Source organism: Bradyrhizobium sp. 154, assembly GCF_023073875.1.
Classification (GTDB): Bacteria; Pseudomonadota; Alphaproteobacteria; order Rhizobiales; family Xanthobacteraceae; genus Bradyrhizobium.
Window position 1 is genome coordinate 168,498 of sequence record NZ_JADPKG010000101.1, and the last position, 23,598, is coordinate 192,095.

The 23,598-nt window shown below is 63.8% G+C and carries 23 protein-coding genes and 2 pseudogenes; 16 read left to right on the plus strand and 9 right to left on the minus strand.

All coding sequences use genetic code 11. The annotated features are described in order from the left end of the window. The first annotated feature begins 130 nt into the window (after positions 1 to 130). Positions 131 to 694, plus strand: coding sequence for a chlorite dismutase family protein (locus IVA92_RS23485; protein WP_247277468.1), 564 nt, complete (start codon positions 131 to 133; stop codon positions 692 to 694). Here the strand turns inward: IVA92_RS23485 and IVA92_RS23490 are convergent. Beyond that, positions 691 to 1,089, minus strand: coding sequence for a gamma-glutamylcyclotransferase family protein (locus IVA92_RS23490; RefSeq protein ID WP_247277750.1), 399 nt, complete (start codon positions 1,087 to 1,089; stop codon positions 691 to 693). The genes IVA92_RS23485 and IVA92_RS23490 overlap by 4 nt on opposite strands. 197 nt (positions 1,090 to 1,286) lie before the next feature. Between IVA92_RS23490 and IVA92_RS23495 the strand changes: the two are divergent. Then, positions 1,287 to 2,090: pseudogene (locus IVA92_RS23495) on the plus strand (N-formylglutamate amidohydrolase). A gap of 3 nt (positions 2,091 to 2,093) precedes the next feature. Here the strand turns inward: IVA92_RS23495 and IVA92_RS23500 are convergent. Next, on the minus strand, positions 2,094 to 2,714 hold the full coding sequence (locus IVA92_RS23500) for a LysE family translocator (RefSeq protein WP_247277469.1): 621 nt from the start codon (positions 2,712 to 2,714) through the stop codon (positions 2,094 to 2,096). Between the two features lie 191 nt (positions 2,715 to 2,905). Between IVA92_RS23500 and IVA92_RS23505 the strand changes: the two genes are divergently transcribed. The 3 genes from IVA92_RS23505 to IVA92_RS23515 are packed head-to-tail and all read left to right on the plus strand — an operon-like array spanning position 2,906 to position 4,192. Then, complete coding sequence (locus tag IVA92_RS23505; RefSeq protein WP_247277470.1) at positions 2,906 to 3,220, plus strand: helix-turn-helix domain-containing protein; 315 nt, start codon at positions 2,906 to 2,908, stop codon at positions 3,218 to 3,220. Then, a complete protein-coding gene (locus IVA92_RS23510; protein ID WP_247277471.1) occupies positions 3,213 to 3,683 on the plus strand; it encodes an SRPBCC family protein in 471 nt (156 codons plus the stop codon). Before IVA92_RS23505 ends, IVA92_RS23510 begins: the two co-directional genes overlap by 8 nt. Continuing rightward, positions 3,680 to 4,192 carry an SRPBCC family protein gene (locus IVA92_RS23515; RefSeq protein WP_247277472.1) on the plus strand — a complete coding sequence of 171 codons (513 nt, stop codon included), beginning with the start codon at positions 3,680 to 3,682 and terminating at the stop codon, positions 4,190 to 4,192. Before IVA92_RS23510 ends, IVA92_RS23515 begins: the two co-directional genes overlap by 4 nt. 176 nt (positions 4,193 to 4,368) lie before the next feature. Here the strand turns inward: IVA92_RS23515 and IVA92_RS23520 are convergent, their stop codons facing one another. From IVA92_RS23520 to IVA92_RS23530, 3 genes are all read right to left on the minus strand, one after another. Beyond that, complete coding sequence (locus IVA92_RS23520; RefSeq protein ID WP_247277473.1) at positions 4,369 to 5,979, minus strand: acyl-CoA synthetase; 1,611 nt, start codon at positions 5,977 to 5,979, stop codon at positions 4,369 to 4,371. 214 nt (positions 5,980 to 6,193) lie between these two features. Then, on the minus strand, positions 6,194 to 7,333 hold the full coding sequence (locus IVA92_RS23525; protein WP_247277751.1) for an epoxide hydrolase family protein: 1,140 nt from the start codon (positions 7,331 to 7,333) through the stop codon (positions 6,194 to 6,196). 93 nt (positions 7,334 to 7,426) lie between these two features. After that, on the minus strand, positions 7,427 to 7,882 hold the full coding sequence (locus tag IVA92_RS23530; RefSeq protein WP_247277474.1) for a GatB/YqeY domain-containing protein: 456 nt from the start codon (positions 7,880 to 7,882) through the stop codon (positions 7,427 to 7,429). Between the two features lie 227 nt (positions 7,883 to 8,109). Between IVA92_RS23530 and carA the strand changes: the two genes are divergently transcribed. Beyond that, positions 8,110 to 9,300: a glutamine-hydrolyzing carbamoyl-phosphate synthase small subunit gene (carA, locus tag IVA92_RS23535; protein WP_247277475.1), complete on the plus strand. Its 1,191-nt coding sequence runs from the start codon at positions 8,110 to 8,112 to the stop codon at positions 9,298 to 9,300. A gap of 184 nt (positions 9,301 to 9,484) precedes the next feature. Next, positions 9,485 to 10,009 (plus strand): cupin domain-containing protein, encoded by a 525-nt coding sequence (locus tag IVA92_RS23540; RefSeq protein WP_247277476.1) that lies wholly within the window; start codon positions 9,485 to 9,487, stop codon positions 10,007 to 10,009. Positions 10,010 to 10,198: 189 nt separating this feature from the next. Here IVA92_RS23540 and IVA92_RS23545 read toward each other — a convergent pair whose 3' ends face one another. Continuing rightward, positions 10,199 to 10,723: a DNA starvation/stationary phase protection protein gene (locus tag IVA92_RS23545; protein WP_247277477.1), complete on the minus strand. Its 525-nt coding sequence runs from the start codon at positions 10,721 to 10,723 to the stop codon at positions 10,199 to 10,201. A gap of 114 nt (positions 10,724 to 10,837) precedes the next feature. On the opposite strand from IVA92_RS23545, the gene IVA92_RS23550 reads away from it, so the two are divergent. Further along, positions 10,838 to 11,539: a class I SAM-dependent methyltransferase gene (locus tag IVA92_RS23550; RefSeq protein ID WP_247277478.1), complete on the plus strand. Its 702-nt coding sequence runs from the start codon at positions 10,838 to 10,840 to the stop codon at positions 11,537 to 11,539. A 243-nt stretch (positions 11,540 to 11,782) separates the two neighbouring features. On the opposite strand, the gene IVA92_RS23555 is transcribed toward IVA92_RS23550, so the two are convergent. Next, on the minus strand, positions 11,783 to 12,160 hold the full coding sequence (locus IVA92_RS23555; protein WP_247277479.1) for a transcriptional regulator: 378 nt from the start codon (positions 12,158 to 12,160) through the stop codon (positions 11,783 to 11,785). A 109-nt stretch (positions 12,161 to 12,269) separates the two neighbouring features. Here IVA92_RS23555 and IVA92_RS23560 point away from each other — a divergent pair. The 3 genes and pseudogenes from IVA92_RS23560 to greA all read left to right on the plus strand — a co-directional run bounded on the left by IVA92_RS23560 (position 12,270) and on the right by greA (position 17,740). After that, positions 12,270 to 13,441: pseudogene (locus IVA92_RS23560) on the plus strand (MFS transporter). Between the two features lie 141 nt (positions 13,442 to 13,582). Beyond that, entirely contained in the window at positions 13,583 to 17,047 is a 3,465-nt protein-coding gene (gene carB / locus IVA92_RS23565) for a carbamoyl-phosphate synthase large subunit (protein ID WP_247277481.1), read from the plus strand. 219 nt (positions 17,048 to 17,266) lie between these two features. After that, complete coding sequence (greA, locus tag IVA92_RS23570) at positions 17,267 to 17,740, plus strand: transcription elongation factor GreA (protein WP_247277482.1); 474 nt, start codon at positions 17,267 to 17,269, stop codon at positions 17,738 to 17,740. Between the two features lie 115 nt (positions 17,741 to 17,855). Here greA and IVA92_RS23575 read toward each other — a convergent pair whose 3' ends face one another. Then, entirely contained in the window at positions 17,856 to 18,335 is a 480-nt protein-coding gene (locus IVA92_RS23575; RefSeq protein WP_183246374.1) for an Lrp/AsnC family transcriptional regulator, read from the minus strand. A gap of 265 nt (positions 18,336 to 18,600) precedes the next feature. On the opposite strand from IVA92_RS23575, the gene trxB reads away from it, so the two are divergent. The 5 genes from trxB to IVA92_RS35815 all read left to right on the plus strand — a co-directional run bounded on the left by trxB (position 18,601) and on the right by IVA92_RS35815 (position 22,423). Next, positions 18,601 to 19,566, plus strand: a complete 966-nt coding sequence (gene trxB / locus IVA92_RS23580; RefSeq protein ID WP_247277483.1) for a thioredoxin-disulfide reductase — start codon at positions 18,601 to 18,603, stop codon at positions 19,564 to 19,566. 4 nt (positions 19,567 to 19,570) lie between these two features. Then, the gene (locus tag IVA92_RS23585) at positions 19,571 to 20,494 is read left to right on the plus strand and encodes a LysR family transcriptional regulator (RefSeq protein ID WP_247277484.1); all 924 of its coding nucleotides are present in this window, start codon (positions 19,571 to 19,573) and stop codon (positions 20,492 to 20,494) included. 447 nt (positions 20,495 to 20,941) lie between these two features. After that, positions 20,942 to 21,850 carry a 4-hydroxy-tetrahydrodipicolinate synthase gene (locus IVA92_RS23590; protein ID WP_247277485.1) on the plus strand — a complete coding sequence of 303 codons (909 nt, stop codon included), beginning with the start codon at positions 20,942 to 20,944 and terminating at the stop codon, positions 21,848 to 21,850. Positions 21,851 to 22,001: 151 nt separating this feature from the next. Next, positions 22,002 to 22,151: a hypothetical protein gene (locus tag IVA92_RS23595; protein WP_247277486.1), complete on the plus strand. Its 150-nt coding sequence runs from the start codon at positions 22,002 to 22,004 to the stop codon at positions 22,149 to 22,151. Positions 22,152 to 22,297: 146 nt separating this feature from the next. Further along, positions 22,298 to 22,423, plus strand: coding sequence for a hypothetical protein (locus IVA92_RS35815; RefSeq protein WP_256464544.1), 126 nt, complete (start codon positions 22,298 to 22,300; stop codon positions 22,421 to 22,423). Positions 22,424 to 22,581: 158 nt separating this feature from the next. Here the strand turns inward: IVA92_RS35815 and IVA92_RS23600 are convergent, their stop codons facing one another. Beyond that, positions 22,582 to 23,259, minus strand: a complete 678-nt coding sequence (locus tag IVA92_RS23600; RefSeq protein WP_247277487.1) for a ParA family protein — start codon at positions 23,257 to 23,259, stop codon at positions 22,582 to 22,584. Positions 23,260 to 23,598 lie beyond the last annotated feature (339 nt).

Sequence of the window (23,598 nt, forward strand, 5' to 3'; positions counted from 1 at the left end):
CGAGCCTGGAATCAATGGCGCCACCGGACCGCTGGCAGAAATGGATTTCCGGGCTCGCGCTTCGGGCGCCCCGCAAATGACGGTGGAGAGAGGCCTTGAACCGCGCCCGGTTCCACGCTTCCATACCCCCATGTTCAGGACCTTTCGAGGCGGCCAGAGCGGGGGCTGGCGCGTGACGTCAATCTCGCCCGTGAGGGGCGAGCCCCTGCCCTTCGTGCCGGCGCTGTCGGTGACCGACAGCGAGGCCGTCTCGTTGCCGCTGGTGCCCTCGCGCAACGCCTGGCGGCTGGTCGGCGTCGCGAGCAGCTTGCGTTACACCGAGCGGCCTGAGAAGCAGCAGCTCGTCGCCGTGCAGGCCGGCCTCGGCCGGTTAGAGGCGACCAGCGCAGCGCTGATCCCGATCCGCAAGTCGCAGGCCTGGTGGGAGCTGACGCAGGAAGAGCGCCGCAAGATCTTCGAGGACAGATCGCACCACATCGCGAGCAGCCTGCGCTACCTGCCCGCCATCGCGCGCCAGCTCTATCATTGCCGCGACCTCGGCAGCCCCTTCGACTTTCTGACCTGGTTCGAATTCGCACCGGTTGATGCTGCGCTGTTCGAAGAGCTGGTGGCGATGCTGCGGCAGACCGAGGAGTGGACCTATGTCGAGCGCGAGGTCGACGTGCGCATGGTGAAGGAGGTGCTGTCGGCCTAATGCTTCAGGAAGCGGCCGGACACGATGCGCGGAAGATCGGTGACGGGCCAGTTGTAGACATAGGTCCAGGCCTTGCTGCTGGTGCCGTCCGGCAGCGACACGTCGATCAGCTGGCGCAGATATTCGGTCGGCTCCGGAAAGCCTTCGCCGCAGGCCTCGTACATGTCGAGCTCGCGCAGCAGCTCGTCGCCCGCGCGCAAGTGAAAGAGCTCACCATGGACGATGTCGGACGGCGCGTCCGACAGCAATAGCCCCGGATAATGCTTCACCAGGACGAGCCGACCGCGGCAGGTCGCATCGGCAAGGAAATCCGCATGAGCCGCGAGCAGCCGCGCCATCGGATGATCGAAGCCGCGCATCAGGGTGCCGTAGACGAAGAGACGATCGCAGGTCATCCGGTGTGTATAGCTGGCAATGGCGCGGAACGACAACGCCGCATATTCGCTGTCGTCCTGGCGAAAGCCAGGACCACGATGTACAGGCAATGACGCTCTCAGCGGCATCCTCGGTCGAGCATGGTGATTTGAAGCGAACCGATCTATACCGATTTTCTTCGAACTTCAGGGCGGCAGTTTTTCCATAGGCAATCAGGATGACTCTAGATACGGCCGACGCGACCGATCAACTCCTCGGCGAGGGCGACATTGCGCCAGTGCATGAGGTGAATACGGCAGGCCAATCGCCCTTCCTGCTCACCGCGGATCATTACGGGCGGGTGCTGCCGCGCGCGCTCGGCAATCTCGGTGTCGCGGAAAGCGAGCTTGTGAGGCACATCGCCTGGGACATCGGCATCGCCGGCGTCGCCGAGCGGCTCGCAAAAATGCTCGACGCGCATCTGATCGCGCAGCGCTATTCGCGGCTCGTGATCGACTGCAACCGCCCGCCCGCCGCTGTGAGCTCGATCCCCGTGATCTCTGAAGCCACCGCGATTCCGCGCAACGAGGGTATTTCGGAGTGGGAGCGCGAGGCGCGGCGGCGCGAGATTTTCGCGCCCTATCATCATCGCATCGACGCCGCCCTCAACCGCCGCCTGCGCGACAAGCGGCCGACAGCACTGGTGTCGCTGCACAGCTTTACGCCGGTCTATGCCGGCGTCGCGCGGCCCTGGCACGTCGGCGCCCTGTATAACCGCGACACCGTGCTGCCGCAGCTTCTCTTGAAACATCTCCGCGCTGAAAGCGATCTCGTCGTCGGCGACAACGAGCCCTATGCGGTGAACGACCTCACCGACTACACCATCCCCGTGCACGGCTAGGCGCGGGGCCTCGTCAACACCGGCATCGAGATCCGCCAGGATCTGATCGCCGACCAGTCCGGCCAGCAGCAATGGGCGGAACGGCTGGCGCGGATCCTTGCCGAGATCGAGGTTGAGCTGAAGGCGGAGCTGTTGGTGTAAGCCTCACTTCGCCCTGGTCAGCGCCAGCCAGATGCCGCCGCCGATCATGAAGCCGCCGGAAATGCGCGACATCATCCGCGTGCGGCGGGCCGAGAAGAATTTTCGGGCGCGGCCGGCGGCGATGGCGTAGAGCGCGTCGGTCATGACCGCCGTGACCATGAAGGTGGCACCAAGCAGCGCGACTTGCGGAAAGTGCGGGTGGTTCATGTCCATGAACTGCGGAATGAAGGCGCCGAAGAACACCAGCACTTTAGGGTTCGACAGCAGCACCAGGAATCCTTGCAGGAAGAAGCCGCCGCGCGGCGGCGGAGGCGGCGCGTCGACGTCAACGCCGTCGACCGGCGTCCAGATCAACTTGATGCCGAGCCACACCAGATAGGCGGCGCCAGCAAAGCGTACCCAGTCAAACCAGTACCCCATGGTCGCCATCAGCGAGGTCAGACCGACCGCGACGATGCCAATCACGATGGCAAGACCCGCTTGCGCGCCGGCAACGTTGGTGAGCGCCGCGCGGGTGCCGTGCCGCAGGCCGTTGGCAATGACGAGCGTGACGATCGGCCCCGGCAGCAACGCCAGCGCGATGCAGGCAGCGACGAAGGCGAGATAGGCTTGCATGGACATCATGGGGAGGACTCGCTGCGGTTTGTACGCATTAATGCATGGCGGAGGCCGGAACGGAAGCTCGCAGATCTCGTGTTCCCGCTTGCGGGGAGCTCTTCGCCTCGTCCCGCAGCGGAGAGATTGCACGCGACCAAAAACATGATTTCTCAAGCGCCGCTTGACATGCAACCATTTGGTTGCCTATCATCATAACCATGGATGAGGTCTTCAAAGCGCTCGCCGATGCGTCACGACGGTCGCTGCTGGACAGGCTTCACACCCGGAACGGCCAGACCCTGAACGAGCTCTGCGAAGGCCTTGCCATGACGCGTCAGGCGGTGACCAAGCACCTTGGCATTCTGGAGGAGGCCAATCTCGTCACCACCATCAGGCATGGCCGCGAGAAGCTGCACTATCTCAACCCCGTGCCGATCCATCAGATCGGCGAACGCTGGATCAGGAAATTCGAGCGCGGCAAGCTCGCCGCACTTAGCGAGTTGAAACGTCAGCTGGAGAAACGCGATGAGTAAGCCGGAATTCGTCTACGTCACCTACATCGAGACCACACCGGAAAAGGCTTGGGAGGCGCTAACCAACAGCGCGTTTACGCGGCAGTACTGGTTCGGCGCCGAGGTCAGATCCGACTGGAAGGTAGGCTCTTCCTTCGCCCTCACGCTCGACGGCGAGATCACCGATTCCGGCGAAATCCTCGAGGCCGATCCGCCGCGGCGATTGTCCTACAGTTTCAAGCACCAGAAATACGAGGAGCTGCGCGGCGAGCCGATATCGCGTGTCGTCTTCACCATCGAACCGTTCGGCTCGCTGGTGCGTTTGACCGTGCTGCATGACGGTTTTGTCGAGGGCGGCAAGTATCTCGGCGCCGTCTCCAATGGCTGGCCGGCGATCCTGTCCGGGCTCAAGAGCCTGCTGGAGAGAGGCAAAGTACTCGCCATCCCGCGCACGGCGCTCAACAAGGGATTCGACGCAAAATGAAGCTCGAGCAGTTCACGCCGCTGACTGTCTACACCATCTACATCGCCTCCACGCCCGAGAAGGTGTGGGAGGCGCTGACTTCGGCAGAGTTCAGCCGACAGTATTTCTTCGGCAATGCCGTCGAGGTCGAGCCACGGCTCGGCGGCGCCTTCATCGTGCGCACGCCCGACGGCGCCGTGCACATCAGCGGCGAGGTCCTCGCCTACGATCCGCCGCGAAAGCTCGCGGTCACGTTCAACGTGAACTGGCCCGATCTGATCGAGAAGCTCGGCCCGACCCTCGTCACCTACGAGATCGCACAGGCCGGCGATGCCGTCCGGCTCACCATGAGCGAAGGCCACGACCGCCCGCTCAGCGATGACATTCTTGCAGGCGGGCGCTCCGGCTGGCCGGCGATCCTGTCGAGCCTCAAGAGCCTGCTCGAGACCGGCAAGCCGCTGGTCGTCAAGCCGGGCCCGCCGCAGCGGATGCTCGATGCGCTGAAGGCGATGGGGATCAAGACGCCGTAGGGCGACGGCCTCCGTGTCGTCGTCCCGGACAAAGCGCGCCTCAAGCGCGCGCCGATCCGGGCGCCATAGCGAAAGGGTGAAGTTTTTGGCGAAGACTCGTGGTTACGGCTTCGCGCCAACAACATCCCATACGGCTATGGGCCCGCGGCTTGAGGCGTCTTTGCCATTGTCAGAGGCTAACCTTTCGCCCGCAGCTCGCGCCGCAGCACCTTGCCGGTGGCGGTCATCGGCAGCGTCTCCGCGAAGGCGACGAAGCGCGGATATTCGTGCGCGGCGAGCTGCACCTTGACGAACTCCTGGATCTCGTGCGCGAGTGCGTCGCTGCCGGTGAAGCCGGGGCGCAGCACGATCCAAGCCTTGATCGATTCGGTCCGGATCGGATCGGGAATGCCGACCACCGCGGCCATCGCCACGGACGGATGCTTCATCAGCGTGTGCTCGATCTCGGACGGGCCGACGCGATAGCCGGCGGTGGTGATGACGTCGTCCTCGCGGCTGACATACCAGAAATAGCCGTCCTCATCCTGCACGCCGAGATCGCCGGTGAGCAGGAATTCGCCGGCATATTTCTTCGCCGTCGCCTCCGGATTGCGCCAATATTCGAGCATGGTGACGGGACATGGCTGGCGCACGCCGATGATGCCGCGCTGACCGCGCGCCAATTCCTCGCCCTTGTCGTTGACGATGCGAACGTCGAAGCCTGGCGTCGCCTTGCCCATCGCGCCGGGGCGGATCGGAAACAGGTTGGAATTGCTGCCAATCACCAGGTTGCATTCGGTCTGGCCGAACACTTCGTGCGCATCGATGCCGAAGGTCTCGCGCACCCAGCCGAGCAATTCGCCACCCAGAGATTCACCCCCGGTAAAAATGCTGCGCAGCTTGACGCCGGGGTGCTTCACACCGGCCTGTCGCATCAGCTTCAGTGCCGTCGGCGGCAGAAAGACATTGCGCACGCCGAGATCGGCCATCATCTGCATCGCTGCCTGCGGCTCGAATTTGCGCGCGCGATGACCGACCAGGGGAATGCCGTGATACCAGAACGCCAAGAGGCCGTTGACGAGGCCGCCGATCCAGGCCCAGTCCGCCGGCGTCCACATAAGATCGCCGGCGCGCGGCAGGAAGTTGTGGCACATCTCCACATTCGGCAGATGGCCGAGCACGACGCGGTGCGCATGCAGGGCGCCTTTGGGATTGCCGGTCGTGCCAGAGGTATAGATGATCAGTGCGGGATCATCGGCGGAGGTGTCGACCCGCACGAAATCGGGTGAGGCCGCTTTCACCGAATCCCAGAACGATTTCGCGCCTGCCGGAACGCGCTCGCCGACAACATAGACGTTCGTCAGCTCCGGCAGGCGATCGCGGATCCTCGACAGCTTCTCCCAGCCTCCTTCGTCAGTCACGATCGCCTTGGCCTCGGAATTCGACAGGCGGAATTCCAGCGCGTCCTCGCCGAACAGCGCGAATAGCGGAATCGAGATCAGGCCTGTCCGGAACGCAGCCATGTGTACGATCGGCAGCTCCAATGACTGCGACAGGAACACCGCGACGCGGTCACCGCGCGACAGCCCATCCGCCTTCAGCACGTTGGCGAAGCGGCGCGACATCTCGGCGACCTCGTCAAAGGACGTGCGCGTGGTCACGCGGTTCTCGTCGACATAGATCAGCGCGAGCCGGCCGCTGCCGTCGGCATGGCGATCGCAGCACGCCTCCGCGATGTTGAATCGCGCCGGAATGTCCCAGCGGAAATTGCGATAGAGCTCGTCGTAAGTTGCGGCTTCGGTCAGCATGGCAGCACGTTTCCAGAGTAGTTGTCGCCCAGTTTAGAGCCGTGGATGCTCGGGACAAGCCCCGCCGCGGTCATTGCGGCCGACGCACCAGCTTCGAACCCGGAATCCATCATGCGGCATTTCCCGTGGCGCGATAGATTCCGGGCTCGCCCTTCTGCCTTCGCTCATCAAGCTTCGGCGAACAAGCCGGGGCGCCCCGGCATGACGGTGAGAGTTAGCGCACCGTCGCAAAAAACGTCCGGACATCGCGCACGAACAGCTCCGGCTGCTCGAAAGCGGCGAAATGGCCGCCCTTCTCCATCTCGCTCCAATGCGTGATGTTGGGGAAGTTGGGCTCCATCCAGCGTCGCACCGGCGTGATGATCTCCTTGGGAAACACCGCGACGCCCGTCGGCACCTTCACGACAGGCGTGGTGCGGCGCTTGCCGAAACTTTCCCAATAGAGCCGCGCAGAGGAGGTCGCGGTCTCCGTCGCCCAGTACAGCATGACGTTGTCAAGCAGCTCGTCCTTGGTGAAGATGTTCTCGGGATGGCCGTTGCAATCGGTCCAGGCCCAGAATTTTTCCAAGATCCAGGCCGCCTGCCCGCTCGGCGAATCCGTCAGGCCATAGCCGAGCGTCTGCGGCCGCGTCGATTGCTGCTTGGAATAGCCGGAATCGAGATCGACATAATGCTTGAGCCCGGCGAGCGCGCGCTTCTCTTCCGCCGTCGGCTCGCCCTCGATCCGTGGCGGCGAATTGAAGGACAACGTGATGTGGATGCCAGCGCAATGCTCGGCGTCCTGCGCGCCGAGCGAGCTCGTCACCGCCGAGCCCCAGTCGCCGCCCTGCGCGCCGTATCGCGCGTAGCCCAGCCGGTCCATCAGCTTCGCCCAGGTCGCCGCGATGCGGTCGACGCCCCAGCCCGTGGTCTTCGGCTTGGCCGAGAAGCCGAAGCCCGGCAGCGAGGGACAGACGACATGAAACGCATCAGCCGGATTGCCGCCATGCGCGGCAGGATCGACCAGCGGCGCGATCACTTTCTGGAATTCGACGATCGAGCCGGGCCAGCCATGGGTGATGATCAGCGGCAGCGCGGACGGCTGCGTCGACCGCACATGCAGGAAATGGAGGTCGAGCCCGTCGATCTCGGTGGTGAACTGCTCGAAGCGGTTCAGCTCTGCTTCGCGGGCGCGCCAGTCATAGCCATCAGCCCAATAGGTGCAGATCTCCCGGATCCATTGCAGCGGCGCGCCCTGGCTCCAATCATCGACCAGCTCCGCCTCCGGCCAGCGGGTGCGGGCGAGGCGCGACTTGAGGTCGGCGAGGACGTCGTCGCTGATGGCGATGCGGAACGGTTTGATGGCGCCGGTCATCATGCCTCCCCATTTTCCTTAAAGAGAGAATAGACCGAACTGACGCGGCATCAAAGCGAGCCACCCTCACCCGCAAGGGGAGAGAGGAAAAGCCTAGCCCGACAGTGCGGCCTTCACCAAGCCGCTGGCTTTACCGAAGTCCATCTGTCCCGCGTACTTCGCCCGCAACGCTGCGATCACCTTGCCCATGTCTTTCATGCCGGCCGCGCCGGTTTCAGTGACCGCATCCGAGATCGCTTTCTTCACCTCGTCGTCCGACATCTGCTTCGGCAAATACGCCGAGATCACCACGATCTCCTCGCGCTCCTGGGTGGCGAGCTCGGCGCGACCGCCCTTGTCGTAGAGCTCAACCGCCTCCTGGCGCTGCTTGATCATTTTCTGCAGCACCGCGAGGATGTCGGCGTCCGACAGCGGCGGCTTGCCACTGCCGCGAGCGTCGATGTCGGCATTCTTGATGGTCGAATTGACCATGCGTAGCGTGGACAGCTTGCGCTCGTCCTTGGCCTTCATGGCCTCCTTGACCGCATTGTTGATGTTGTCGCGCAGCATGGTCGGGTCCTCTCAATCTGTCGCGCCTGATCTAAGCCGTTCGCGGGCAAGAGGCCATACCGGACCGGCCCGCCGGTGCATTGTTTCCTTGCCGGGGCTCGAAATGGCTCAAAGTTGCCAGTTCCGGCTTAAGTGCCCGAAGCCGCCCGTCAAATATGCAAAAACGCATGTGAATCCGGCCTGTCCCGCTTTGACGGCGGGGCCAGCGCAGACTATGAAACGCGCTCATGACACAACATGACAACGATCCCGCTTGGCCGGACCACAAACCGACCGCGCTCCTCGTGCTTGCCGACGGCACGGTGCTCGAAGGCTTCGGTCTCGGCGCCGAAGGCCACGCCGTCGGCGAGGTCTGCTTCAACACCGCGATGACCGGCTATGAGGAGATCCTGACCGATCCCTCCTATGCCGGCCAGCTCATCACCTTCACGTTCCCGCATATCGGCAATGTCGGAACCAACGAGGAAGATATCGAGACGGTGAACATGGCGGCAACGCCCGGGGCGCGCGGCGTGATCCTGCGCACCGCGATCACCGATCCCTCGAACTACCGCGCCACCAAGCACCTCGACCAGTGGCTGAGGGCTCGCGGCATCATCGGCCTCTCCGGCATCGACACCCGCGCGCTGACCGCGCTGATCCGCTCCAACGGCATGCCCAACGCCGTGATCGCGCATTCCAAGAAGGGTGAGTTCGATCTGCACGGTCTCAAGGAAGAGGCGCGCGAGTGGCCGGGCCTCGAAGGCATGGACCTCGTGCCGATGGTCACGTCCGGCCAGCGCTTCACCTGGGACGAGACTCCCTGGCTGTGGGACAAGGGTTTCGGCCGCCAGGACAAGCCCGAGTTCAACGTGGTGGCGATCGATTACGGCATCAAGCGCAACATCTTGCGCCTGCTCGCCGGCGTCGGCTGCAAGGTGACGGTGGTGCCGGCAACGACTTCATCTGAGGATATCCTTGCGATGAAGCCGGACGGCGTGTTTCTGTCGAACGGCCCGGGCGATCCGGCGGCGACCGGCAAATATGCCGTACCTGTGATCCGGGACGTGATCAAGTCGGGCACGCCGACCTTCGGCATTTGCCTCGGTCACCAGATGCTCGGTCTCGCCGTCGGCGCCAAGACCAAGAAGATGCACCAGGGCCATCACGGCGCCAACCATCCCGTCAAGGACGAGACCACCGGCAAGGTCGAGATCACCTCGATGAACCACGGCTTTGCCGTGGACGAGACGACTTTGCCGAAGGGTGCGACGCAGACCCACATCTCGCTGTTCGACGGCTCCAATTGCGGCATCCAGCTCGACGGCAAGCCGGTGTTCTCGGTGCAGTACCACCCCGAGGCTTCGCCCGGCCCGCGCGACTCGCACTATCTGTTCCAGCGCTTTGCCGATCTGATGCGGCAGAAGAAGAGCGCGTAAGGGCGCTATCGCCTTTGCGGCGTGATGCACTGCTGAACCGGGGGCCATAGACACGGCGTTCCGGGTCCGGGCTCAGCGACGCATCGCTTCGCGCGGCTTCGCGTCCGGGACACGACACCTGTCCAGGAACGCCTGCACAGGATGAAATGTTGTCCGGGCACTCTCGTGTAGCAGGAGCCCCGCCATGTCCGTCGTCCGCGACAAGGCCGAGCCGCTCGCCATCGTGTTCGAAGATGACGGGCTCGTGCCAAACAACATCCTCCCGTTCCTGGTTTACCAGGGCGCGGTGAAGCTCGATCCGGAGCAGCCGGAAGAGACTATCGAAGAGCTGTTCGAAGCGAACGGCTGGGGCGGCACGTGGCGCAACGGCGTCTACGATTATCTGCACTATCATTCGACCGTGCATGAGGTGCTCGGCGTTGCGCGCGGCAGCGCTCGCGTCCGCTTCGGCGGCGACCATGGCCAGGAGCTTCAGATCAAGGCGGGCGACGTTGCGATCCTGCCGGCCGGTACCGGCCACCAATGCATCAAGGCGAGCGACGATTTCTGCGTGATCGGCGCTTATCCGCCAGGCGCCCAGATGGAGATCACGCGGGCGACGGCTGAAAATCACGCCAAGGCGCTGAAGACGATTCCGCAAGTCGCGATGCCGCCGGCCGATCCGGTGACGGGCAAGGAAGGCGCGCTGATGAGGTTGTGGCGGTCGTGAGTCGAGAACGCCGGCCAAACACGCGGTCGTCGTCCCGGCGCCGGCCGCACCCATACCCTCAGGAAGACGTTTTGGCGGGAAATGGCGGCCGCGAGTCTTCGCCAAACTCAAGCCTGTGGCGACGGGTCCCGGATCTGCGCGCGCTTGGGGCGCGCTTGTCCGGGACGACGTTGCGGAAGAATTAGCGCCCTACCCCGCGTTGCTGCCCTCCTGCCTTGTGGCTTCGAACAGGAACCAGGTGCGGCGCTCGGTCTCATCGATGAAGTTTTCGAGGATGCTGGCGCTGGCGACATCGCCGGCTTCGTCGCAGACCTCATGCGCCTTACGCATCGCAGCCGCGACGTGCTTGTTGTCCTGCATCAGCTCGCGCAGCATCTCGCGCGGCGGAACGTAGTCCTCGTTGTTGTCCTTGATGGTCTGGAGTTTTGCAACCTGGCCGATCGACCTCAGCGTGGTGCCGCCGATCTTGCGGACGCGCTCGGCGAGCTGGTCGGTGGTGGCGAAGATCTGGTCGGACTGCTCGTCGAGCAGCAAATGATAATCGCGGAAATGCCGGCCGCTGATGTGCCAGTGGAAATTCTTGGTTTTCAGATACAGCGCGAATGCGTCGGCCAGAAGCACGTTGAGCGCCTCCGAGACCTTCTTGACCCCATCGGGCGGCAGATCGGTGGGGGTGTCGAGATCGGGCGAGACCTTGTTGTTGGTTTTGCTCACGGGAGACCTTCCTGTTAGGACGCGGACATTGACGGCGCGCCGTCGCACCCCTAACGCAAGGCGGGCAGCGCCGGTTCCGTTGGCGGAACCGTTTGGCCGGGATGTTCAAATACCATGGACGATTGGATCGATTATTACGACTCCACGCATACGATCTATGTCAGCAAGCTGCATCGCGACTTGCACTTCCAGATCATTGCGCGGGACATCATCGGCTATATCCCCTCGTCCGACGCCGTGGTGCTGGACTATGCCTGCGGCGAGGCGCTGTCGGCGAACCAGGTGGCCGCCGCGTGTGGCAAGCTGATCCTGGCCGAGCCCGCGCCGGGAGTGCGCGGCCGGCTGATCGCGCGGTTCGCTCCGAACACCAAGATCCGCGTCCGTTCGCTCGATGACGTCCGCAAGATGCAGGACCGGTCGATCGATCTCGTCGTGATGAACTCGGTCGCGCAATACATGACGCCGGAGGAGCTGGATGGCGCTCTCCTCAACATCCGCCGGATCCTAAAACCCTCCGGCAAGCTGGTGCTCGGGGATATCCTCCAGCCCAATGTCGGCATGGTCAGGGACGTGATGGCGCTGCTCAGCTTCGGCGTGCGGCACGGCTTCCTGAAGGACGCGCTGGTCGGGCTGATCAGCACCGCGCTCTCGGACTATCGCCAGCTGCGCTCACGCATCGGGCTCCAGCGCTACAGCGAGGCGGAGATCACCGCGAAGCTGACGGCGGCCGGGTTCGTCGTCCAGCGCGCGCACACCAATATCGGCCACAATCACTGGCGCATGACCTTCATCGCGCGGCCACCTCTGATCCGTTAAGTATAACAACCAGCCGAGGTGGCCTGCCGCGCCTCCGATCGGTAATGATCGATGCGGCCCGGTGGCGGAAGCGTCTACGCGAGGGCGGTGCAACGCTCTTCATCCGAATCCAGGCCGGGTCTCCACGCTTCGCCCCTGCGGGGCTACGCGTGGCGCAGCCATGCTAGACCGGCAGGGGCGAAGCGTGTCCGGCGTAGCTTCAGCGAAGCGAAAGCGAAGACGGACTGCTCGCGCGCAATCGTCTCATTTTCGGTCGGCGTCGACCATCTCGCACTCGGACAGCAGCTGAAGCCGGTCGGCGTCCTTGGCCGCTGACTTGATCACGGCATCGAGCACGCCCGGGAAGCGCGCATCCAGATCCTCGCGGCGCAGCCGCATGAAGCGGTTGGTGCCGGCCACGCGGGTCTGCATCAGGCCGCATTCGCGCAGTTTGGCAAAGTGATAGGCGAGGTTGGACTTGCCGCCGAGGCCGCTGAAATCGCCACAGCAGAGCTCGCTGCTGACACGTTCTTGCTGCGCGAGCTGGTAGACGATCGCCAACCGGATCGGATCGCTCAGGCAATCCAGGACCATCGGCAGCTCGATCTGCTCGCGGGTCGGGTGAAATGGCATTCGGCTCATGGGTCCATCATAGCGACGAGACCGAAATGTTCAACAGTTCTTGAACCAATTGACTTCTAGGCCGGTTCAACCAATAGTTCAATAAACGTTGAACATAAGGATTTCTCCCATGAGCGTGTTCTGGCTGGCCCTGGCGGCCTTCGCGATCGGCACTGAAGGATTTGTCATTGCAGGACTTTTACCGGCGATCGCCACTGACCTCTCGATTTCGGTCTCGGCCGCCGGCCAGCTGGTCACCGCTTTTACGCCCTCACCTATGCCGTGGGCTCGCCGATCCTGGCGGTCACGCTCAACAACATCGACCGCCGCACCGTGTTGGCTCTGGCGTTGACGACCTTCGTCGCCGGCAACCTCGCCGCAATGGCGGCCTCAAGCTACGCCCTGCTGCTGGCCTCGCGTATGCTGATGGCGCTGGGCTCGGGACTGTGCATGCCGACGGCACTGGCAGTGTCCGTGGCGGTCGCCTCGCCCGAACGGCGCGGACGTGCGGTGGCCCTCGTCACCTCGGGCCTTACGGTCGCAACCGTCATCGGCGTCCCCCTTGGCAATCTCGTCGGCAGCCTGCTCGGCTGGCGCGCCACGTTTGCCATGGTCGCCCTGATCGGCACGGTGGCACTCGCCGGCCTTCTGCTTGGGCTACCCAAAGGCCTGCCGCGCAACACCGCCTCGCTGAGCGAGCGGCTGGCGGTGGCGCGTCACAGCAATGTCTTGATCGCGCTTGTGATCACAATTTTATGGGCGCTCGGCGGCTTCACCGTGTTCACCTATTTCGCCGTTCCTCTGCGCAGCCTCGGCTTTGACGCCTCGCAGATCAGTCTGGCACTGCTGGTGTTCGGCGGCGCCGCCGCGATCGGCAACATGCTCGGCGGCGTCCTGGCCGACCGGCTCGGCACGCTCGCCACCGCCGCGCTCGGGCTCGCCGGCATGGCGAGTGCGCTGATCCTGCATTCGCTGGTGCTGAAGCTGATGCCCGGACAGGCGCATTATACGGTGCTGGGCGCGATCTTCCTCTGGGGCGTCTCGGGCTGGGCGTTTTATCCGGCCCAGATCGCCAGCATCATCCGGATCGAGCCGCAGGCCTCGATGATCGCGCTCTCGCTCAACGCCTCGGCGATGTATCTCGGCTTCGCCATCGGCGGCGCCCTGGGCGGCGCGGTGCTGGCCACACTCTCGCCCAATGACCTCGGCTGGATCGGCGGAACGAGCGTTGCCGCCTCGCTTCTGGTGCATCTCGCCCGCGGCTGGCAGGCGCGGCCAAAACCGGTCAAAATTGCCGGTTGATGGGCGTTTTTCGGGGTTTCGCCGCCCTGAAAACTGGTCTAAGACCCACCCGCGCGCGAGGGAGACCACCGCGCTCTCGGCCACAGGGACGCGCGGTAGCGCGCCCTTTTTTTTGCCCAAATCCCAGTCCGGCGAGAGTTGATGCCCAAACGTACAGACATCACCACCATCCTGATCATCGGCGCCGGTCCCATCGTGATCGGCCAGGCCTGCGAGTTCGACTATTCGGGCACGCAGGCGGTGAAGACGCTGAAGGAAGAGGGCTATCGCATCGTCCTCGTCAATTCCAACCCGGCCACCATCATGACCGATCCGGAATTGGCCGATGCGACCTATATCGAGCCGATCACGCCCGAGATCGTCGCCAAGATCATCGAGAAGGAGCGCCACGTCATTCCCGGCGGCTTCGCGCTGCTGCCGACCATGGGCGGTCAAACAGCCCTGAACTGCGCGCTGTCGCTGCGCCGGCAGGGCACGCTGGAAAAGTTCGACGTCGAGATGATCGGCGCGACCGCGGATGCGATCGACAAGGCCGAGGACCGCCAGTTGTTCCGCAACGCCATGGAGAAGATCGGTCTGCAGACGCCGAAGTCGCGGCTCGCCAACGCGTCCGAGCTGAAGAAGTCGTTCCGCGACAAATACCATGCCGAACGCGAGAAGCTGTCGGGCGCGGCCCTCGAAGAGCTCGACCGGCAATGGACGCTCGGCGAAGGCGACCGCCGCAAGCGCTATCAGGAATATGCGCTGGGCCAGGCGATGATGGCGCTCTCCGAGATCGGCCTGCCCGCAATCATCCGGCCCTCCTTCACGATGGGCGGCACCGGCGGCGGCATCGCCTACAACAAGGAAGAGTTCCTCGACATCATCGAGCGCGGCCTTGATGCATCGCCCACCAACGAAGTGCTGATCGAAGAATCCGTGCTCGGCTGGAAAGAGTACGAGATGGAGGTCGTGCGCGACAAGAAGGACAATTGCATCATCGTCTGCTCGATCGAGAACCTCGATCCGATGGGCGTGCATACCGGCGATTCCATCACCGTGGCGCCCGCCCTGACGTTGACCGACAAGGAATACCAGATCATGCGCGACGCCTCGCTGGCGGTGCTGCGCGAGATCGGGGTCGAGACCGGCGGCTCCAACGTGCAGTTCGGCGTCAATCCCGAAGACGGCCGCATGGTCGTCATCGAGATGAATCCGCGCGTGTCGCGCTCGTCCGCACTGGCCTCCAAGGCCACCGGCTTTCCGATCGCCAAGGTCGCTGCCAAGCTCGCGGTCGGCTACACCCTCGACGAGATCGCCAACGACATCACCGGCGGCGCCACGCCGGCCTCGTTCGAGCCGACGATCGATTACGTCGTCACCAAGGTGCCGCGCTTCGCCTTCGAGAAATTTCCGGGTGCCTCGACCACGCTGACGACCTCGATGAAGTCGGTCGGCGAAGTCATGGCGATCGGCCGCACCTTCCAGGAAAGTCTTCAGAAGGCCTTGCGCGGGCTCGAGACCGGATTGACCGGCCTCGACGAGATCGAGATCGAGGGACTCGGCCGCGACGACGACAAGAATGCGATCCGCGCCGCGCTCGGCACGCCGACGCCGAACCGGCTGCTCCAGGTCGCCCAGGCGATGCGGCTCGGCTGGTCCAACGAGGACATCTTCAACTCCTGCAAGATCGATCCGTGGTTCCTCGGCGAGATGCGCGGCATCGTGGACATGGAGGAGAAGGTTCGCAAGAACGGCCTGCCGGGCAATGCCTTCGGCATGCGCACGCTCAAGTCCATGGGCTTCTCCGATGCGCGCCTCGCAGTGCTCGCCGGGACGACGGAAGCCGACGTCACGGCGAAGCGCCACGCGCTCGGCGTCCGTCCCGTCTACAAGCGCATCGACACCTGTGCGGCCGAGTTCGCCTCTCCCACCGCCTATATGTATTCGACCTATGAGGCGCCGTTTGCGGGTGCGCCTGCGGACGAGAGCACTCCGTCCGACAAGAAGAAGGTCATCATCCTCGGCGGCGGACCGAACCGCATCGGCCAGGGCATCGAGTTCGACTATTGCTGCTGTCACGCCTGCTTCGCGCTGCACGATGCCGGCTACGAATCCATCATGGTCAACTGCAATCCGGAGACCGTGTCGACCGATTACGACACTGCCGACCGGCTCTATTTCGAGCCGCTCACCGCCGAGGACGTGCTGGAGATCATCGCCAAGGAGCGCAGCAAAGGCACGCTGCACGGCGTGATCGTGCAGTTCGGCGGCCAGACCCCGCTGAAGCTGGCGCGCGCGCTGGAAGCAGCCGAAGTGCCGATCCTCGGCACCTCGCCCGATGCCATCGATCTTGCCGAGGATCGCGACCGCTTCAAGCGCGTGCTCGACAAGCTGCGGCTCAAGCAGCCGAAGAACGGTATCGCTTATTCGGTCGAGCAGGCGAGGCTCGTCTCCGCCGATCTCGGCCTGCCGCTGGTGGTGCGTCCGTCCTATGTGCTCGGCGGCCGCGCCATGCAGATCATCCGCGAGGAGAACCAGCTCAACGACTATCTGCTCGGCACGCTGCCGGAGCTGGTGCCGGCCGACGTCAAGGCGCGCTATCCCAACGACAAGACCGGGCAGATCAACACCGTGCTCGGCAAGAACCCGCTGCTGTTCGACCGCTATCTCTCGGACGCGACCGAAATCGACGTCGACTGCCTCTGCGACGGCAAGGACACTTTCATCGTCGGCATCATGGAGCACATCGAGGAAGCCGGCATCCATTCCGGCGATAGCGCCTGCTCGCTGCCGCCGCATTCGCTCGATGCCGGGATGATCGAGGAGCTGGAGCGGCAGACCCGCGAGCTCGCGCTCGGCCTCGACGTGGTCGGCCTGATGAACGTGCAATACGCCATCAAGGACAGCGAGATCTACGTGCTCGAAGTCAATCCGCGCGCTTCGCGCACAGTGCCGTTCGTCGCCAAGGTGATCGGCACGCCGGTCGCGAAGATCGCCGCGCGCATCATGGCCGGCGAGAAGCTCGCCGATTTCAAGCTAAAGAAGGCGGAGCTCAAGCACGTTGGCGTCAAGGAATCGGTATTCCCGTTCGCGCGCTTCCCCGGCGTCGACACGGTGCTCGGCCCGGAGATGCGCTCGACGGGCGAGGTCATGGGCATCGACCGCTCGTTTGCGGTGGCGTTCGCCAAGAGCCAGCTCGGCGGCGGCACGCGGGTGCCGCGCAAGGGCACGGTGTTCGTCTCGGTGCGCGAGAGCGACAAGACGCGCATCGCCGAGGCTGTGCGCGAACTGCATTCGCTCGGCTTCAAGGTGCTGGCGACCTCGGGCACCCAGCGCTTCCTGACCGATCAGGGCATCCCGACCGAGAAGGTGAACAAGGTGCTGGAGGGCCGGCCGCACATCGTCGACGCCATCACCAATGGCGACGTCCAGCTCGTCTTCAACACCACCGAAGGCCCGCAGGCGCTCGCCGACAGCCGTTCGCTGCGGCGCGCGGCCCTCTTGCATAAAGTGCCGTATTACACCACTCTTTCCGGGGCCGTGGCGGCCGCGCAGGGCATCCGCGCCTATCTGGGCGGGGACCTTGAGGTTCGGACCCTGCAGAGCTACTTTTCGGAAACCTGATTGCTAGCGGGGCTGGGCCTTGGGCTCAGCCTTTCGCTAAGTGATTGGCAAGGAAGCCACAATGGCGGGAGGAACTGTCCGGCCATGTGAGTGTTCTGTTCCGGCGCCAGACCCGAATAATAATCCCGGTGGGCGCATTTTGAGCCCCGGGAACACCGACGCATCAAGGTTGCCGCGCCACCCTTTATATGGGCGCGCAGCTGAAGGACGAGAGAAGAGATGGAAAAGGTTCCGATGACCCAGGCCGGCTTTGTCGCGCTCGGGGAAGAATTGAAGCAGCGCCAGTCTGTAGACCGTCCGCGGATCATCGAGCATATCGCGGAGGCGCGCTCGCACGGAGACCTGTCGGAGAACGCGGAATATCATGCCGCGAAGGAAGAGCAGTCCCACAATGAGGGCCGCATCGCCGAACTCGAGGACAAGCTCGCGCGCGCCGACATCATCGACATCTCGAAGCTCTCCGGCGACACCATCAAGTTCGGCGCCACCGTGACGCTGGTCGACGAGGACACCGACAAGAAGACGGTGTGGCAGATCGTCGGCGAGGTCGAGGCCGACGCCAAGAAGGGCCGCATCTCCATCACCTCGCCGCTCGCCCGCGCCCTGATCGGCAAGAAGAAGGGCGCCTCCGTCGAGGTCAACACGCCGGGCGGCGCCAAGGCGTATGAGATCACCAAGGTGGAGTGGCGGTAGAGATTTGCCGCTGCCCGTGACGCCGTTCCGAAAAGGCGGCGCAATGCGCGGCGCGGCTCTGCAGCGCATCGCTGAAGATGCGCTGCGCTCCGGCCGGGGCAGGCGATCACCCGAGCTACCTTCGTCCCTTCACGTCGAGCGGCACCGCCGCCTCATATTTCGAATTGTGCAGCACCAGCGAGGTCCGCACGTTGCGCACATGGGGCGCGGCGGTCAGGTGCGTGACGAAATCCTGGAAGGTCGCCATGTCGGGGGCGACGCATTTCAGGATGAAATCGACCTCGCCCGACAGCATCCAGCATTCCCGCACCAAGGGCTCGGCGCGGACGAATTCCTCGAAGGCGCGCAAATCCGCTTCGGCCTGGCTGGACAGGTGCACGGCGGCGAATACGGTGACGTCGAAGCCGAGCTTGCGGGCGTCCAGCAGGCCGCGATAGCCATGGATATAGCCCTCCTCCTCCAGCGCCCGGACGCGGCGCAGGCAGGGCGGCGGCGAGATGCCGACGCGCTTGGCCAGCTCGACATTCGTGATTCGACCGTCGGCCTGAATCTCGGTGAGAATTTTCAGGTCGATCTCGTCTAGGCTCCGCGACACGTGATTGGAACTCCTGGCCTCGGCGGCGGTATTGGGTGGCTTGTCGCAATCCTCATACCCAGTCCATACGCCCAGCGCAATTTTATTGCGCGTGCAGCGCAATTGACTTTTGTTCCTTGTTGGAAAAATCCGCCGATAGGGAATGCAATTCTTGCATAGCTCACCAGAAGGCTTAGATTAGCTCTGATATTTCAGCGCCTCCGCGAGGCCTCCCGGCACGTTCCGCGCGCGCGCTGCAAATCCCCCGTGAAAGGCGTCCACCGAAATGTCCGCTCCTGTTCATGCAAAGGTCGTCATCATCGGCTCCGGCCCCGCCGGTTACACGGCGGCGATCTACGCCGCGCGTGCGATGCTCGAGCCGATCCTGATTCAGGGCATCCAGCCGGGCGGTCAGCTCACCATCACCACCGACGTCGAGAACTATCCGGGCTTCGCCGACGTGATCCAGGGCCCCTGGCTGATGGAGCAGATGGAGAAGCAGGCGGTCCACGTCGGCACCAAGATCGTCTCTGACCTGGTCACCAAGCTGGAAACTGCGCAGCGGCCGTTCCGCCTCACCTGCGACAGCGGTGACGTCTATCTTGCCGACAGCGTCATCCTCGCCACAGGCGCGCAGGCGCGCTGGCTCGGGCTGCCGTCGGAAACAAAATTCCAGGGCGGCGGCGTGTCGGCCTGTGCCACGTGCGACGGCTTCTTCTACCGCAACAAGGAGGTCGTGGTGGTCGGCGGCGGCAATACCGCGGTCGAGGAAGCCCTGTACCTCACCAACCATGCCTCTCAGGTCACCATCGTGCATCGTCGCGATCACTTCCGTGCCGAGCGCATCCTGCAGGAGCGTCTGTTCAAGCACCCCAAAATCAAGGTGATCTGGGACTCAGCCGTCGACGAGATCTGCGGCACCGAGAACCCGAACAAGGTCACCCATGTGCGCCTCAAGAACGTCAAGACCGGCGCGCTCACGAACGTGAAGACCGACGGCATCTTCATCGCCATCGGCCACGCCCCGGCGACCGAGCTCGTCAAAGGCCAGGTCAAGCTCAAGCCGTCGGGCTACGTCGAGGTCGCCCCGAACTCGACCGCCACCTCGGTGCCCGGCCTGTTCGCCGCCGGCGACGTGGCCGACGAGACTTATCGCCAGGCCGTGACGGCCGCCGGCCTCGGCTGCATGGCCGCACTCGAGGCCGAACGTTTCTTGGCCCTTCGCGCCAGCGAGCGCGCGGCAGCGGAATAGAATCATGCCCCGAACACGCGACGGATTTACGGATATGGACTGGGACAAGCTGAAGGTGTTTCACGCGGCGGCGGAAGCGGGCAGCTTCACGCATGCGGGCGAGCAGCTCGGCCTGTCGCAATCGGCGGTGTCGCGCCAGGTCTCGGCGCTGGAGCAGGAGCTCTCGGTCTCGCTGTTCCACCGCCACGCCCGCGGCCTGATCCTGACCGAGCAGGGCGACCTGCTGTTCCGCACCGCGCATGACGTGTTCATGCAGCTCCAGGCCGCGCGTGCCAAGCTGACCGACAGCCGCGAGCGGCCGAGCGGCGACCTCAAGATCACCACCACGCCTGGCGTCGGCATCAACTGGCTGATCCCGCGGCTCGGCGAGTTCACCGCGCTCTATCCGGAGATCCGGATCTCCTTGATCGTCACCGACGAGGAGCTCGACCTGTCCATGCGCGAGGCGGACGTCGCGATCCGGACCCGCAAGCCGACCCAGCCGGATCTCATCCAGCGCAAGCTGTTCGCGATGGGCTTCCACGCATATTGCTCGCCGGAATACATCAAGCGCTTCGGCACGCCACGCACGCTGGAGGAGCTCGACTCTCACCGCATCATCACGCTGTCGGACGGCAACTTCGCCCCGCATCTTCAGAACCGCAACTGGCTGATCGAGGCTGGTCGCAACGGCTCGGGTCCGCGCGAAGCCTATTTCAAGGTCAACAACATCCTCGGCCTCGTGCGCGCCTGTCAGCAGGGCCTCGGAATCGCCGCCCTGCCCGACTACCTCGTCGAGGAACAGAACAAACTCGTGCAGCTGTTCGGTGAATCGGATTCGATCCAGCTCGACACCTATTTCGTCTATCCCGAGGAGTTGAAGACGGTCGCACGCGTGCAGGTGTTCCGCGACTTCGTGGTCAGCAAGGCGCAGCGCTGGCCGTCCTGATTTCCGCATGACTGACATGCGGCCTCGGCTGTTGCTGGACGGCGCTCGTCAAGCCCATACTGTTTGCACGCTGAGCCTTCGCGTTGCGCATTTGTCCCCCTCCTCCAGTGGCGCGGGAGTTCAGTAATCCCTCTTGGAAGGTGATTGTGTCGGCCTCACGTGGCCAATACCTAAGCCGGGCCTTCGGGTCCGGCTTTTTTTCGTCAAAATTGCCTTTCGCCTTCCGCGTGTATTGACAGGCTTGGGTATACCCCGCATCATTTGTCGATGATCACGAAGTCGTGCGCAGTCATCTCGAAAAAAGGTCCCCATCCGGGGACCTCGGATTTTTGCGTGCGCTAATACCGGCTTCGTCATCGCAGCAAATCCCGAAAACCCCGCCGCCTGGACGGGGTTTTTTCATGTGCCCTCCGTCTCAGGCCTTTTTCCCGAGAAGGAGATGGAAACATGACCGGACTACGAGACCAATTGCACGGGCTGTGGCTGCCGCTGGTGACGCCGTTTCGCGACGGCCGTCTCGACGAGACGTCATTGCGGCGGCTGGCGCGGCACTACGGCGCACAGGCCATCGACGGCTTCATCCTGGGGGCGACTTCGGGTGAAGGCATGACGCTGCGCGACACTGAACTCGAGCGCCTCGTCGCCGTCGTCCGCGACGAGATGGCGGCGGGCCGCCGCACCTTGCCGATCTGCCTCGGGCTGTCGGGCGCGGACACCTCGCGGCTGAAGGATCGCCTCGACGAGACCGCGGACTGGCCGATCGACGGTTATCTGATCGCAAGCCCATACTATGTGCGGCCGTCGCAGCGCGGGCTGCTGGCGCATTTCGAGGCGCTCGCCGATCACGCCGCCTGGCCGATTGCGCTCTACAACATTCCCTACCGCTGCGCGGTCAATGTCACCAACCAGACCATGCTGCGGCTCGCCGAACACAGGAACATCGTCGGCCTGAAGGATTGCGGTGCGAGCCGCGAACAATCGATCGCGCTGCTGCGCGACAGGCCGAAGGATTTTCGCGTGCTCACCGGCGAGGACGCGAATTATTTCGAGGCGCTCACCGACGGCGCCGACGGCGGCATCGTGCTGTCAGCCCATGTCGAGACCGCGACATTTGCGGCGGTGTATGCGGAACTCAAGCGCGGCAATCACGATGCCGCGAGGGCGCGCTGGCAGGAGGTCGCCGAGCTGACACGGCTGCTGTTCGCCGAGCCGAGCCCTGCGCCGGCGAAGTACTGGCTGTGGCGCAGCGGCCTCATCGACAGCCCAGAAGTGCGCCTGCCGATGGTGGAAGTGAGCAGCGAGTTCGCCGCCACGATCGATCGCGAGATCGAGCGACGGATGAAAGCCGCGGCCTAGCGCTTACCCTCCCCTGGAGGGGGAGGGTAAGAACGCCTCCATAGTTAACCGCGCGCCAACCGCCTTCGCGTCTGCCGCATGGTGCATCCACGCCTCGTTTACGCAATCGCGCCTATCGTTTCCGCCAAGACTTTCAAACGGGGGAATGACCATGGGACATCGCACCCGGCCGATGGCCGCGAGCCAATTCGCGCCGGCCGATCTCGTGCAGGGAATTCTGGTGGTGTCGTCATTCGGGTTCTGGGCGGTGATGCTCGGCCTGATGCCGGTGCTGCTGTTTCGCGTCTGGCTGGCAGGCTGACAGCGCCACGCGGATGGTTAACCCGTGGTAGCACCTGTGTTCAAAATGCACGGCCAGCTGCGACCCGGAATTTTAAAACATCCCGCGTATCACTGGCGCCCATAAGCGAAGAAATCGCGGGGGCGTTTGTGAATAGTCAGCATGAAATGGCGTCGCATTACGACGCCGGGCAGAGCTTTACCACCGAGGACATTCTCTGGGCCGTCGGCATCTGGTCGGTGATCCTCACCCTGTCGCCGGTCATCGTGTTCTACATGCTGATGGTCGCGTAGCTCAGCTCGTCATTCCGGATCGACCGAAGGGCGAATCCGGAATCTCGAGATTCCGGGCCTGGCGCGCTTGCGCGCCATCCCGGAAAGACAGGTGAAGCAGAAACGCAAAACGCGCGGCTCGTCCGCGCGTTTTTCGTCGGGGAAAATGAATAATGAAATTATGCCGCCTGCTTGTGCATTGCGCCGGAAGCCGAAGCCGTGCCGCGAATAGCCTTCACTGAACGCTCGATCGCCGCCCACAGCCGTGCAATTTCCTGAGCCGCGCGGCTCTCGGCCTGATACTCGCGCGCGCCTTCGCCGTGGCTGAGCGCCATCAGGAGATCCGAACGGTTGGTGATCTGGCCGCCCCACACCGGAGCGCGGAATTTCGCCAGCGCCTCGCGGGCGATGGTGACGATCGGGCTTTCGGTCTCGTCGCGGCGCGCCGGCGCACCGTTGAGCACGACCGCGTAGGGCTTGCGCGCGGCGCGGCACATCTGAATGGTTTCCTGCACCGCGTTGACGTCGAACACGCCGGGACGCGCCGGAATGATCACCATCGTCGCGTTCCTGATCGCGTCGTCGACGACCGCCGACAGGTTGGGCGGCGTATCGATCAACACCCATTCATAACCGTCGCGCCTGGCCGCGGAGACGATGCCGCTGACGGAGTTCACGGCCGCCTTGATCGACGGCTCGTTGGTGCCGCGCAGCTTGTGCCAGAGCGTGAGCGAGCCTTGCGGATCGGCGTCCACCAGCATGACCTGCTTGCTCGCCTTGATCTGCGCGGCGAGATGGGCAGCGAGGGTACTCTTGCCCGAACCGCCTTTACGTGATGCAAAAACAATAACGTTCATACCTTCGGCCTCCAGATTGACCCCGTGGCTCGAAAATGAATCAGCGCGCTGATTCGTGAAAGAAAAATTTATCGGGAGTTGCGTTGCCGCCACGAAATAACAAGGCGTGTTGGCTTTTGAGTCACACTGCCTGGTGCGACGCCCGATACAATCGCAATGAAATGCGGCCTGCGCGAGCGATCATGCGCTTTTTGAGCAGCGAAGCCGGACAAAGCGAAATGCAACCTTGCCGCGCAAACCGCTTTGCGACTCTTTTTTGTCGTGCGCGCTTGCAATTGCCGCAAGCCGGCGCGCCGGTCGCGCGAACAAAACGAGTCCAACGGAGGAAACGCGGCTGCC